Annotated in this window: 18 protein-coding genes; 17 read left to right on the forward strand and 1 reads right to left on the reverse strand. The window is 39.6% G+C overall.

What is annotated here, in order from left to right; genetic code table 11:
* The 16 genes from rplO (at position 1) to rpsI (ending at position 10,839) form a co-directional block, all read left to right on the forward strand.
* Entirely contained in the window at positions 1 to 441 is a 441-nt protein-coding gene (rplO, locus tag ACFFHF_RS17620) for a 50S ribosomal protein L15 (protein WP_066058511.1), read from the forward strand.
* Positions 441 to 1,733, forward strand: coding sequence for a preprotein translocase subunit SecY (secY, locus tag ACFFHF_RS17625; RefSeq protein ID WP_340901799.1), 1,293 nt, complete (start codon positions 441 to 443; stop codon positions 1,731 to 1,733). Before rplO ends, secY begins: the two co-directional genes overlap by 1 nt.
* Before the next feature lie 58 nt (positions 1,734 to 1,791).
* Positions 1,792 to 2,442: an adenylate kinase gene (locus ACFFHF_RS17630; protein ID WP_377058711.1), complete on the forward strand. Its 651-nt coding sequence runs from the start codon at positions 1,792 to 1,794 to the stop codon at positions 2,440 to 2,442.
* Positions 2,443 to 3,189 carry a type I methionyl aminopeptidase gene (gene map / locus ACFFHF_RS17635; protein WP_160547958.1) on the forward strand — a complete coding sequence of 249 codons (747 nt, stop codon included), beginning with the start codon at positions 2,443 to 2,445 and terminating at the stop codon, positions 3,187 to 3,189.
* Between the two features lie 202 nt (positions 3,190 to 3,391).
* Entirely contained in the window at positions 3,392 to 3,610 is a 219-nt protein-coding gene (gene infA / locus ACFFHF_RS17640) for a translation initiation factor IF-1 (RefSeq protein ID WP_034676129.1), read from the forward strand.
* A 36-nt stretch (positions 3,611 to 3,646) separates the two neighbouring features.
* Positions 3,647 to 3,760, forward strand: coding sequence for a 50S ribosomal protein L36 (gene rpmJ, locus ACFFHF_RS17645; protein ID WP_000868344.1), 114 nt, complete (start codon positions 3,647 to 3,649; stop codon positions 3,758 to 3,760).
* A gap of 23 nt (positions 3,761 to 3,783) precedes the next feature.
* Positions 3,784 to 4,149, forward strand: a complete 366-nt coding sequence (gene rpsM, locus ACFFHF_RS17650; RefSeq protein ID WP_160547957.1) for a 30S ribosomal protein S13 — start codon at positions 3,784 to 3,786, stop codon at positions 4,147 to 4,149.
* Positions 4,150 to 4,170: 21 nt separating this feature from the next.
* Positions 4,171 to 4,560 carry a 30S ribosomal protein S11 gene (gene rpsK, locus ACFFHF_RS17655; protein WP_160547956.1) on the forward strand — a complete coding sequence of 130 codons (390 nt, stop codon included), beginning with the start codon at positions 4,171 to 4,173 and terminating at the stop codon, positions 4,558 to 4,560.
* A gap of 172 nt (positions 4,561 to 4,732) precedes the next feature.
* Complete coding sequence (locus tag ACFFHF_RS17660) at positions 4,733 to 5,677, forward strand: DNA-directed RNA polymerase subunit alpha (protein ID WP_160547955.1); 945 nt, start codon at positions 4,733 to 4,735, stop codon at positions 5,675 to 5,677.
* A 77-nt stretch (positions 5,678 to 5,754) separates the two neighbouring features.
* Complete coding sequence (rplQ, locus tag ACFFHF_RS17665) at positions 5,755 to 6,117, forward strand: 50S ribosomal protein L17 (RefSeq protein WP_066058495.1); 363 nt, start codon at positions 5,755 to 5,757, stop codon at positions 6,115 to 6,117.
* 383 nt (positions 6,118 to 6,500) lie between these two features.
* The gene (locus tag ACFFHF_RS17670) at positions 6,501 to 7,349 is read left to right on the forward strand and encodes an energy-coupling factor ABC transporter ATP-binding protein (RefSeq protein WP_377058712.1); all 849 of its coding nucleotides are present in this window, start codon (positions 6,501 to 6,503) and stop codon (positions 7,347 to 7,349) included.
* Positions 7,325 to 8,191, forward strand: coding sequence for an energy-coupling factor ABC transporter ATP-binding protein (locus ACFFHF_RS17675; RefSeq protein WP_160547954.1), 867 nt, complete (start codon positions 7,325 to 7,327; stop codon positions 8,189 to 8,191). Before ACFFHF_RS17670 ends, ACFFHF_RS17675 begins: the two co-directional genes overlap by 25 nt.
* A complete protein-coding gene (locus ACFFHF_RS17680) occupies positions 8,188 to 8,985 on the forward strand; it encodes an energy-coupling factor transporter transmembrane component T family protein (protein ID WP_340906125.1) in 798 nt (265 codons plus the stop codon). Before ACFFHF_RS17675 ends, ACFFHF_RS17680 begins: the two co-directional genes overlap by 4 nt.
* Positions 8,986 to 8,998: 13 nt before the next feature.
* Positions 8,999 to 9,739 carry a tRNA pseudouridine(38-40) synthase TruA gene (gene truA / locus ACFFHF_RS17685; protein ID WP_160547952.1) on the forward strand — a complete coding sequence of 247 codons (741 nt, stop codon included), beginning with the start codon at positions 8,999 to 9,001 and terminating at the stop codon, positions 9,737 to 9,739.
* Positions 9,740 to 9,989: 250 nt separating this feature from the next.
* Positions 9,990 to 10,427 (forward strand): 50S ribosomal protein L13, encoded by a 438-nt coding sequence (rplM, locus tag ACFFHF_RS17690; RefSeq protein WP_066058483.1) that lies wholly within the window; start codon positions 9,990 to 9,992, stop codon positions 10,425 to 10,427.
* Positions 10,428 to 10,446: 19 nt separating this feature from the next.
* Positions 10,447 to 10,839 carry a 30S ribosomal protein S9 gene (gene rpsI / locus ACFFHF_RS17695; RefSeq protein ID WP_066058480.1) on the forward strand — a complete coding sequence of 131 codons (393 nt, stop codon included), beginning with the start codon at positions 10,447 to 10,449 and terminating at the stop codon, positions 10,837 to 10,839.
* An 86-nt stretch (positions 10,840 to 10,925) separates the two neighbouring features.
* On the opposite strand, the gene ACFFHF_RS17700 is transcribed toward rpsI, so the two are convergent.
* On the reverse strand, positions 10,926 to 12,311 hold the full coding sequence (locus ACFFHF_RS17700; protein WP_377058713.1) for a PAS domain S-box protein: 1,386 nt from the start codon (positions 12,309 to 12,311) through the stop codon (positions 10,926 to 10,928).
* 221 nt (positions 12,312 to 12,532) lie between these two features.
* Between ACFFHF_RS17700 and ACFFHF_RS17705 the strand changes: the two genes are divergently transcribed.
* Positions 12,533 to 12,976, forward strand: a complete 444-nt coding sequence (locus ACFFHF_RS17705; RefSeq protein WP_377058714.1) for a YbaK family protein — start codon at positions 12,533 to 12,535, stop codon at positions 12,974 to 12,976.
* Positions 12,977 to 13,007: the final 31 nt, after the last annotated feature.

Below are 13,007 nucleotides of genomic sequence, written 5' to 3' on the forward strand. Positions count from 1 at the left end.
ATGAAACTTCATGAATTAAAACCTGCAGAAGGTTCTCGTCGTGAGCGCAAGCGTCTTGGACGTGGTATCGGTTCTGGGCAAGGTAAAACTGCTGGTAAAGGTCATAAAGGTCAAAACGCTCGTTCTGGTGGCGGTGTACGCCCTGGCTTCGAGGGTGGTCAAACACCTTTATTCCAACGTTTACCTAAACGTGGATTTACCAACATCAACCGCAAGGAATACGCTATTGTAAACCTTGATGCACTTAACCGTTTCGAAGACGGAACTGAAGTTACTCCAGAACTTCTTATTGAAACTGGTGTGGTTAGCAGTGAAAAAGCAGGAATCAAGATTCTTGCTAAAGGCAATGTTGAGAAAAAGCTTACTGTAAAAGCTCATAAATTCTCCTCTGCTGCAAAGGAAGCTATCGAAGCTGCCGGCGGTCAAACTGAGGTGATTTAATGTTTCAGACAATCTCCAATTTTATGCGCGTGGGTGATATAAGACGAAAAATCATATTCACCCTTTTAATGTTGATTGTATTTAGAATCGGGACATTTATTCCTGTTCCACATGTAAATACCGATATTTTAAAAGCACAAGATCAACTTAGTGTATTTGGAGTTTTGAATACATTTGGCGGTGGAGCGCTTAGCAACTTCTCCATCCTTGCCATGGGTATCATGCCGTATATTACAGCGTCTATTATCATTCAACTTTTACAGATGGATGTAGTACCGAAGTTTACGGAATGGTCAAAGCAAGGAGATGTAGGTCGTCGTAAGCTTGCTCAGTTTACTCGCTACTTTACGATCGTACTTGGATTCATCCAAGCGTTCGGAATGTCCTATGGTTTTAATAATCTTGCTGGTGGATTATTAATTGAAAAGCCTGGTATTGGAACCTATTTTTTAATTGCTACTGTATTAACAGGCGGAACGGCTTTCCTTTTATGGTTAGGTGAACAAATCACTTCAAAAGGAGTCGGAAATGGTATTTCGATTATCATCTTTGCTGGTATCGTTGCTAGCATTCCGAATATAGCTAACCAAATATATGCACAGCAGTTTCAAGATGCTGGGGATCAGCTTTTCTTAAATATCGTAACAGTTCTGTTGATCGTTTTAGCTGTAATTGCGATTATTGTTGGAACCATTTTTATTCAACAAGCTTTACGTAAAATCCCAATTCAATATGCAAAGAAAATGACTGCTGGTTCTTCGCCTGCTGGACAATCCACTCACTTACCTTTAAAGGTAAATGCTGCTGGTGTTATCCCTGTTATCTTTGCAGTTTCGTTTATTATTACTCCTAGAACGATTGCACAGTTCTTTGAGCAAAATAGCGTAACAATTTGGATTGAACGAATTTTTGATTATACACATCCAATTGGAATGGTCATCTATTGTGCGCTAATTATTGCGTTCACATATTTCTATGCATTCATTCAAGTAAACCCAGAACAAGTGGCTGAGAACTTGAAGAAGCAAGGTGGGTATATTCCTGGAATTCGTCCAGGTAAGAACACTCAAGAATTTTTAACTCGCGTATTATATCGCTTAACATTTGTTGGTGCGCTGTTCTTATCAGCCATTGCCATTCTTCCAGTCTTTTTTGTAAAGTTTGCGGGTCTTCCGGAATCTGCTCAAATTGGTGGAACGAGCTTGCTCATCGTTATCGGGGTTGCACTTGAAACAATGAAACAGCTTGAAGCTCAGCTTGTTAAGCGTCACTATAAAGGTTTTATAAAATAATTCGGATTTGGGGACTAATGTTCCCAAACACCGTTTTAGAGACTGAGGGGGAGCCAGAGTGAATTTAGTTTTGATGGGGCTGCCAGGTGCGGGAAAAGGCACTCAAGCTGAAAAAATCGTTGAAAAATATTCTATCCCTCATATCTCGACAGGAGATATGTTCCGTGCTGCTATGAAGGAAGGAACAGAACTAGGGTTAAAAGCTAAATCTTTCATGGATCAAGGTGCACTTGTTCCAGATGAAGTAACAATTGGTATTGTTCGTGAGAGATTAAGTAAAGATGACTGTCAAAAAGGATTCTTACTTGATGGTTTTCCTAGAACTGTTGCTCAGGCAGAAGCGCTAGAGAATATGCTTACTGAATTAGATAAGAAAATTGACTACTGTTTAAATATTGATGTAGACCACAATATTCTGATGGAACGTTTAACTGGTCGTCGTATTTGTAAAGAATGTGGAGCTACTTATCACTTGGTTTTCAATCCTCCTGCAAAGGATGGAACTTGTGACCGTTGTGGTGGAGAGCTTTATCAGCGTGCAGATGATAACGAAGAAACGGTTCATAACCGCTTAGAAGTGAACATTCAACAGTCAGAACCTTTGCTTCATTTCTATGAAACAAAAGGTTACCTAAAAAATATTAATGGTCAACAAGATATTAATGATGTATTCAAAGATATTGACAGCCTTCTTCGGGAGCTTACGTAAATGATTATTTGCAAGACTCCGCGTGAGATTGAAATAATGCGTGAAGCTGGTCGCATCGTTGCACTTACGCACCAGGAGTTGAAAAAGCATATCGTTCCCGGTATAACTACGAAGGAGCTGGATAAAGTTGCTGAAGCTTTTATAAGAAAGCATAATGCAATTCCTTCCTTTAAAGGCTATAACGGCTTTACAGGTAGCATCTGTGCTTCTGTAAATGAAGAACTAGTGCATGGAATTCCTGGGAATCGTGTATTGAACAACGGTGATATTATCAGTATTGATATCGGTGCTGAGTATAATGGCTATCATGGTGATTCAGCTTGGACTTATGCGGTAGGTTCTATTGATGAGGAGACAAAGCGTCTATTAGATGTTACGGAGGAATCCTTATACAAGGGACTTAATGAAGCAAAGCCAGGTGATCGTCTGTCGAACATCTCCCACGCGATTCAAACTTATGTGGAAGCAAACGGGTTTTCAGTTGTACGCGAGTATGTAGGGCACGGAATAGGGCAAGACTTACATGAGGATCCACAAATTCCCCATTATGGTCCACCTAATAAAGGCCCGCGTTTAAAACCTGGGATGGTACTAGCGGTTGAGCCGATGGTGAATGCAGGAAGTCGTTATGTTAAGACCTTAGCTGACGATTGGACCGTTGTTACAGTTGATGGGCGTAGGTGTGCTCACTTTGAACATACCATTGCGATCACTGAAACGGGTTTTGAAATTCTTACAAAAGCTTAACTTGTAAAACCAAAGGAACTGTCAAGTGTTTAGTAATATTTTATTATTAAAATTGGGCAAATCCTTTTTAATATGCTATAATTATAAGGTTGCTAGAAAATTGTAGTGTATTAACCGGTCGTGTTGCATTGGAAAGCTACGATTTCTTTCAGTAAGTATTTAATGGATCATGTAACTGATGAGTAGAAGGGAGACTAGTTCTATGGCGAAAGATGATGTAATTGAAATTGAAGGTAAGGTTCTTGAAACTTTGCCTAACGCTATGTTTAAGGTAGAATTAGAAAATGGTCATACAGTACTAGCTCATGTTTCCGGTAAAATTCGTATGCACTTCATCCGTATTTTGCCTGGTGATAAAGTAACTGTTGAGCTATCCCCATATGACTTAACACGCGGAAGAATTACTTACCGCTTTAAATAATCTGTTGCACTCCGTAATATCAAGGAGGTTAGGATAATGAAAGTGAGACCATCTGTTAAGCCGATCTGCGAAAAGTGTAAAGTTATCCGTAGACGCGGCAAAGTTATGGTTATTTGTGAAAACCCTAAGCATAAACAAAAACAAGGCTAATAATGAGGGAGGTGCTCTAGTAAATGGCACGTATTGCAGGTGTAGATATTCCACGTGAAAAGCGTGTAGTAATCTCATTAACTTACATCTATGGTATTGGTAAAAATACTGCACATAAAGTTTTGGCTGAAGCTGGTGTTTCAGAAGAGACTCGTGTGCGTGATTTAACGGAAGAAGAGCTTAACAAAATCCGTGATATCGTTGACAAATTAAAGGTTGAAGGTGACCTTCGTCGTGAAATTTCTTTAAACATCAAGCGTTTAATGGAAATTGGTTCATACCGTGGTCTTCGTCATCGTCGTGGATTACCAGTTCGCGGACAAAACACGAAGAACAATGCACGTACTCGTAAAGGTCCACGTAAGACTGTAGCTAACAAGAAGAAATAATCGGTAAAGGAGGTACTTTAAATGGCTCGTAAAACTAATACTCGTAAGCGTCGTGTAAAAAAGAATATTGAACAAGGGATTGCTCATATCCGTTCTACATTCAATAACACGATTGTAACAATCACTGATGTTCATGGAAATGCTCTTTCATGGTCAAGTGCTGGTTCTTTAGGATTCAAAGGTTCTCGTAAATCTACTCCTTTTGCAGCACAAATGGCAGCTGAAACAGCAGCTAAATCATCTATGGAACATGGAATGAAAACTTTAGAAGTAACAGTTAAAGGACCTGGTGCAGGACGTGAAGCTGCTATCCGTGCTCTTCAAGCTGCTGGTCTAGAAGTTACTGCTATTAGAGACGTAACTCCAGTTCCTCATAACGGATGTCGTCCACCAAAACGTCGTCGTGTATAATTTTTCTGTATAGAAAAAAAATCCCTGTCTATAATGGGATATGATAAGAATTTTATACGTTTATACAGGATCATTTTTCCAGTTGTTGTGCACAAGCGGGAACGTATACAGGGGGAATTTCGGTTAAACAAAACTAACCGAGGTTTCGACGTTTTGAAGGAGGGTATATTTGATGATCGAAATAGAAAAACCAAAAATCGAAACGGTTGAGATCAGCGATGATGCCAAGTACGGGAAGTTCGTCGTAGAACCACTAGAACGTGGATATGGTACTACTTTGGGTAACTCCTTACGTCGTATCCTATTGTCGTCACTCCCAGGTGCGGCGGTCACATCGATTCAAGTCGATGGGGTGCTTCATGAATTCTCAACAATTGAAGGCGTCGTAGAAGATGTTACTTCTATTATTTTAAATATTAAGAAACTGGCACTGAAAATCTACTCTGATGAAGAGAAGACGCTTGAAATTGATGTGCAAGGTGAGGGAGTAGTGACTGCGGCTGACGTAACTCATGACAGTGATGTCGAGATATTAAACCCGGATCAACACATTGCGACCCTTGGTTCGAACGGCAATCTTCGCATGCGCTTAACTGCTAAGCGTGGAAGAGGGTATACACCTGCTGATCAGAACAAGAGAGAGGATCAACCAATCGGTGTTATTCCAATCGACTCCATCTACACTCCAGTTTCACGTGTTGTCTACCAAGTAGAAAACACTCGTGTCGGTCAATTGACTAACTATGATAAGTTAACTTTCGATGTATGGACTGATGGAAGCACTGGTCCTCAAGATGCTGTTGCACTTGGAGCGAAAATCTTAACTGAGCATTTAAACATCTTCGTTGGTTTAACTGATGAAGCACAAAATGCTGAGATCATGGTTGAAAAAGAAGAAGATCAAAAAGAAAAAGTACTTGAGATGACGATTGAAGAATTGGATTTATCCGTTCGTTCATACAATTGCTTAAAGCGTGCTGGCATCAATACTGTTCAAGAGCTTGCTAACAAGACTGAAGAGGATATGATGAAGGTACGTAACTTAGGTCGTAAGTCTCTTGAGGAAGTAAAACACAAACTTGAAGAGCTTGGATTAGGATTACGTAAAGACGATTGATCTTTGGTCAAACCTTTTACCATTCCAAGTCTTAAGCAACTAGAGATAAATGACTTCAACAAAGGAGGGAAACTTTCATGGGATACAGAAAGTTAGGACGCACTAGTGCTCAACGTAAGGCTATGTTACGTGATTTAACAACAGACTTAATCATTAATGAGCGTATTGAAACAACTGAAGCTCGTGCTAAAGAACTTCGTTCAGTAGTTGAGAAAATGATTACTCTTGGTAAGCGTGGGGACCTTCATGCTCGTCGTCAAGCATCTGCTTACGTTCGTCACGAAGTAGCTAACGCTGAAACTAACCAAGATGCTGTTCAAAAATTATTCAGTGACATCGCTGGCCGTTACGAAGAGCGTCAAGGCGGTTACACTAGAATCATGAAACTTGGACCACGTCGTGGAGACGGAGCTCCAATGGTTATTATCGAATTAGTTTAATAGCTAGTACAGACAACAAGGGTGAAGGACAGTTTACACAGGAACTTGTTCTCTGCCCTTTTGCTGTAATGAGCCGTTGACTGTCTAAAGTTCTAAGCCCAACGAGTGTTACGATGAGGGTGTATGTTATTTTTTTCACTTCTCGTCTAGCTCATGCGCCTTGCTCTCATTTGGAATGAAGAGGAGGCGCAGGCTTTATTTAGGAAAGAGCATTGAAATAAGAAGTCAATGAGACATTCATTCATGCCATCATACATATTATTTTTATTTATATTTTAACGGTGAATGGTCCATGTCTTCACTTTCAAAGCTCGCCAAGATTGGCGAGTTTTCTTTATAATATGGGGTTTTTCTTATAGGTTAGGTATGGTAGTTGAGAGGAGATGAGTAATTTGGTAACATCCATTGTTCAGATAGAGAATGTCTCTTTTAAATATGATCTTCAAGAGGAGTACGCCTTAAATGATGTCTCCTTTAACATAAATAAAGGCGAATGGCTTGCCATTGTCGGTCATAATGGATCTGGTAAGTCAACGCTTGCGAAACTTTTAAATGGTCTTCAGTTTGCTGAAAAAGGCTCCATTACTATTGGAGGAACAAAGTTATCTGAAGAAACGGTTTGGGATACCAGAAAAATGGTTGGGATGGTTTTCCAAAATCCAGACAATCAGTTTGTCGGTACGACTGTTCAGGATGACGTTGCCTTTGGACTGGAGAACCATGGAGTTCCTCGAGAGGAAATGATTATCCGCGTACAAGAAGCATTAGAACAAGTAAAGATGAGTCAGTTTCTATTACAAGAACCTCATCATCTTTCAGGTGGACAAAAGCAGCGTGTAGCTATAGCTTCTGTATTAGCTCTAAAACCGGCTATTATCGTTTTAGACGAGGCTACATCTATGCTTGACCCAAAAGGGCGCGAGCAGGTTCTAGAAACGATCCGGGAGCTTAAAAGTGATAATGAATTAACCGTCGTTTCTATTACACATGATTTAGAGGAAGCTGCTAAGGCTGATCGAATGATTGTTATGAATAGAGGACAGCTGTATAAAGAAGGTACCCCGAAGGAAATTTTTCAACTAGAAGAAGAGCTTATTTCATTAGGATTGGATATTCCTTTTTCCGTAAAACTTAGCAAGAAGTTAAAAGAGTTAGGCATGACCTTAGATAAACATTTTCTATCAGAAGAAGAGTTGGTGAAACAATTATGGACATCTCACTCCAAGAAGTAGAGTACAAATATTCAGCAAATACACCCTTTGAACGTCTTGCTTTAGTAGATGTCTCCATTGATATAAAAGCAGGAACTTTTTTGGCGATCATAGGTCATACCGGTTCTGGAAAATCCACCGTTATTCAGCATTTAAATGCCCTGTTAAAACCGACAAGTGGCAAGGTTGTAATTGGTGATCGAGTCATTACGAGCGATAAAAAGCAAAAGAATTTAAAGGAAGTAAGAAAAAGAGTGGGTATTGTTTTTCAATTCCCTGAACATCAGCTGTTTGAAGAAACCGTAGAAAAGGATATATGCTTTGGACCAATGAATTTTGGTGTTTCTGAATCGGAAGCAAAGGAGCGGGCAAAGGTTGCGATCCGACAAGTAGGCTTACAGGAGGGAATTCTTCAAAAATCTCCTTTTGATTTATCAGGAGGACAGATGAGAAGGGTAGCCATTGCCGGAGTTCTTGCCATGCAACCCGATGTAATTGTACTTGATGAGCCAACAGCGGGGCTAGATCCTCGTGGAAGAAAAGAAATAATGGATATGTTTTATTCCTTGCATAAAGAACGAAGCCTTTCTACCATTCTTGTTACTCATAGTATGGAGGATGCAGCCCTTTACGCTGACCAGATTGCAATTATGCACCAAGGCCGTGTATACAGGAAAGGAAATCCTACTGAGATATTCAGCGACCCTGAGGGGCTGTTTGAGCTTGGGCTTGATGTTCCTGAGGTGGTTCGCTTTCAACGAAAGTTTGAGGCCGAATTTGGACAACCACTAGGGAAAACATGTTTAACCATCGAAGAATTATCCGAAACGATTGTTAAACATATGCAGGGAGGAACTAAATAATGGATAAAATGATATTTGGTCGTTATATACCTGCTGACTCTGTGTTGCATCGTATGGATCCACGTTCCAAACTCGTTCTAATTTTTTTATTTGTTTGTGTCGTGTTTCTAGCAAATAATGCTTTAACGTATGGAACTTTACTGGTGTATACACTTATCATGCTTTCTTTATCTAAAATATCTATTCGATTTATCATGGCAGGTTTAAAGCCGGTTTTGTGGTTAGTTGTCTTTACATTGCTTCTTCATCTCTTTTTAACGAAGGAAGGGAATCTCCTGTTTCAATGGGGGTGGATCGAAGTATATGAAGAAGGAATCAAGCAAGGTCTATTTATTTCATTGCGTTTCTTTTTGCTTATTCTTATGACTTCTCTTTTAACCTTAACAACTACACCTATTGAAATAACAGATGGCTTAGAAGAGCTTCTTGGACCGTTAAAGAGAGTGAAATTTCCGGTCCATGAACTTGCGTTAATGATGTCTATATCCTTAAGATTCATTCCAACTCTTATGCAAGAGACAGATAAAATAATGAAGGCACAGTCTGCTCGAGGTGTCGACTTTACTGGAGGACCGGTAAAGGATCGTGTAAAGGCAATCATCCCATTGCTTATTCCTCTATTTATTTCTTCATTTAAACGTGCAGAGGAGCTTGCTATTGCGATGGAGGCAAGGGGATACCGTGGCGGTGAGGGGAGAACGAAGTATCGACAATTAAGCTGGGGAGCCAGAGATACATCTATGCTACTTGCCTTAGGGCTAGTTACGGCTTTACTAGCAGTCTTACGAGGGTAGAGGTATGGTTCTCATGAAGAGATATAAGTGTAAAATATCTTATGATGGGACGGCCTTTCATGGCTACCAGGTTCAGCCTAATAAGCGTACGATTCAATCAGAGCTTGAAGCAGCCCTTACAAAGCTCCACAAAGGTAGAGAAGTAAAGGTTACCGCTTCCGGTCGTACAGATGCAGGTGTGCATGCAAAGGGGCAGGTAATTCATTTCGATTCAGACCTGTCCATTCCCTTATCAAGGTGGCAACTAGCGTTACATGGAGCTTTACCAAGTGAGATTGCCATTTTAGAGGTGGAGGAAGTGACTCTAGACTTTCATTCACGTTTTGATGCAATCGGAAAAGAGTATCGGTATTTTATTGATAACCGAAAAATTCGTGATCCGTTTCAAAGGAATTACTCGTATCATTTTCCTTACCCTTTGGACCTAGATAGGATAAAAGAAGCTTGTACCCATTTTATTGGTGAGTACGATTTTACTAGCTTTTGTTCCGCGAAGACAGAGGTCGTGGATCGTGTAAGAACGATATATGATCTAGATATTTTATCTGAGGGTGAACAGCTGGTATTTCGTTTTCGAGGAAATGGATTTCTGTATAATATGGTTCGTATCATTGTTGGAACCCTTATACAGGTAGGGAATGGGGAAATTAGGCCCGACTCTATTCCAGGAATTCTAGAAAAGCGAGACCGAACATTTGCTGGGAAAACAGCTCCCTCGCAAGGGTTATACCTGTGGAAAGTGTTTTATGAGTAGAATCGTAGTTAAAAAGTAGAAAAGATTAATAAAAAAATTCTATGACAACTATTCCTGGTGTAACATTTCCTTGACATCAGGACAGATGCAGTATATGATATCAGATGTATGTATTTTAATCCCATGATAAGCCCCGTTAACTTATTATGTCGAGATATACGTAAAACATGACTGAACACATGTCGGAACACGTGTGGAATGCATGTCAGAACAAATTTTATGAATGTATAATTTAGGAGGGAACTATTCAATGCGTACAACGTTTATGGCTAATTCAAACAATATTGAACGTAAATGGTACGTGATTGATGCAGAAGGCAAAACTCTTGGACGTCTTGCTTCAGAAGTTGCATCAATTCTACGTGGAAAACATAAACCAACTTTCACACCACATGTTGACACTGGTGATAACGTAATTCTAATCAATGCTTCAAAGATCGAGTTAACTGGTAAGAAGTTAACTGACAAGATCTACTACCGTCACACTATGCACCCAGGTGGTTTAAAAACTAGAACGGCTCTTGAAATGCGTACAAACTACGCTGAAAGAATGTTAGAGCTTGCTATTAAAGGCATGCTTCCTAAAAATTCTTTAGGTCGTCAAATGTTCAGAAAGTTACACGTATACGCTGGTAGCGAGCATCCGCACCAAGCACAACAACCTGAAGTTTACGAACTTCGTGGATAATTAAAGGGAGGGTATTATATTGGCACAGGTTCAATACATTGGTACTGGTCGTCGTAAAAGCTCCGTTGCACGTGTTCGTCTAGTTCCAGGCAGCGGTAAAATTACAATTAACGATCGTGACATCACTGATTACATTCCATTCGAAGCACTACGTGAAGTAGTAAAGCAACCATTAAACGCAACAGAAACTCTAGGTAGCTATGATATTCTTGTTAACGTTAATGGTGGAGGTTACACTGGTCAAGCTGGCGCTATCCGCCACGGTATCGCTCGTGCGTTACTAAACGTTGACCCAGAATACCGTCCAACACTTAAGCGTGCTGGCTTATTAACTCGTGACGCTCGTATGAAAGAACGTAAGAAATACGGTCTTAAAGGCGCTCGTCGTGCACCTCAGTTCTCAAAGCGTTAATTTTACGCTTATCAAGGACTCTCAACCAATGGTTGGGGGTCTTTTTATTTTATAAACAAAAGACCTCCTCTTAAGTATATGAATGATTACTCTACAAAATGAACAGGTAAAGTGATTGTAACCATCGTTCCTTCCTCTTCTTTACTTGATATTTCCATCCTACCACCATGTGACTCGATAATTTTAAAGCTCGTCATCATACCTAAACCCGTTCCTTTTTGTTTCGTTGTATAAAAGGGTATGCCGATATTTTGAAGTAAATCTTCTGGGATACCACAGCCTTGGTCCATAATTTTTAAATAAACCTGCCCGTTTTGAGAATTTCCTATAAACACATGAATATCTCCGCCTGATGGCATCGATTCAATCGCATTTTTTATTAGGTTAATGAATACTTGTTTTAACTGGTGTGCAACACAGTACACTAGGGGAATAGCCTCTGTATTGACATGAATGTTCACTCGGTTTATTAGTGCTTGTGAATTGAGTAGTTTCGTCACATCATGAAGGATGTCTGTTAGGTTCTCATAATGAAAATGCTGAACTTGTGGTTTGGCCGCCATTAGTAACTCACCAGTAATCTGTTCAATACGTGCAATCTCATCTGCCATAATTTCATAATAGGACATTTCTTTGCTTGGGGCAGATGACCTCATGATTTGGAGAAAGCCCTTTAGAGCTGTAAGTGGGTTACGTATTTCGTGTGCGATCGAAGCAGAGAGTTGACCAACTGCTGAAAGTTTTTCAGACTTAATGAGCTGGAGCTCAGTGGCCTTCTGATCCGTGATATCCTTGGCAATCCCATATACACCCACTACCTCATGATCAACTATAATGGGGATATTTGTAACACTCACGTGAACCACTCGCCCATCTTTATGTAAAGCCTTCGTTTCATAATTTTGAGTATAACCTGCTGCTGCCTTTTCATAGTGACTTCTGGTTCTTTGTAATTCTGCTTCTTCAACAAGGGGAAGGTAAGATGATTGGAGAAATTCTTTTTCTGTATAGCCTAACAAGCGCTTCATAGCTGAGTTAACACTAAGGTAATTTCCTTCTAAATCAAAAGAGAAGACAGCATCAGGATTTTGTTCGAATAGGGATTTATAATGTTGCTGTTTTTCTGAAGCAGATTTCTTTTCTGTTGTAACATCTAAGAAGTATACAGAAAGACCATTGGCCGATGGGTAGGCTCTCACTTCAAACCATGTATCTAGTGGCGGAAAGAAAGAACTAAATGTAACAGGTACCTGATCATTTACGGCTTTATTGTACTGTTCGTAGAATTCTAAGTGGACTGCCTCAGGGAACTCATACCAAATATTTTTACCAAGAAGATCTTCTCGATTTCTGAAAAGTAATCTTGTTGCTTCGGAGTTAATGTAGGTGAAGTTCCAATTTGTATCAACCGAGAAGAAACCATCTGTTATCCGATCTAATATTTCAAGTGCAACAATTTCGAGTTGGTTCATACTAATACCCCACCTTTTCTAAAAATGTCCTTCTGGTAACAAATTCTAGGCATTGAGGAATATTCCTGCCTGCGTTTGTTTCATCTATTTTAATTCCTTGTAAAAAATGATCAATTCATGTGTAGGAAAATTAACCAAAAAAATTGGAAGGTGAATTCAGTAGCAAATTTGTATGTCTCTCTTTTCGTCGTTAAAGAATAACCGAAAGGGGTGACAATGCGGTGAATGTGATTACAACCTTTAAAGATAAAAAACGTGAAAAACAGTTGAAATATGAAAAATCAGTTTTAAGAGAAATCTCACTAAAAACGCTAAAGGAAAGAGTGAAACAATATTTTGGATCCTCTCGTATAACTGCCAATTTAATGACGCAATCAGGCATAGAAGAGGCTTGTTATGATGTAGCGATTGAAGCTTATCTTCTAGGTGCTCACTTTAGTAAATTTGGGTTTTATGGAGAGTCAGTAGACAGTATTAAGGATCGATGTCAGAAAGAGGAAAAACATTTAATCGATACCCTATATAATTTCCTCTTATATTGGGGAAATGGAACAGAAGGAGTTTATAGTGAGTCTCTTTATTACTTGTGTGAGCAGTATGTAGAAAGTTGGTGGCATGAAGGCTTTCGTACAGGAGAAAGAAGACATAAATTAAGGCTACATTAACTCAAGGTTCTATTATCCCATCTTGTCCCAT

Origin of the sequence: Robertmurraya beringensis (assembly GCF_042433785.1) — a bacterium.
Classification (GTDB): domain Bacteria; phylum Bacillota; class Bacilli; order Bacillales; family Cytobacillaceae; genus Robertmurraya_A; species Robertmurraya_A beringensis.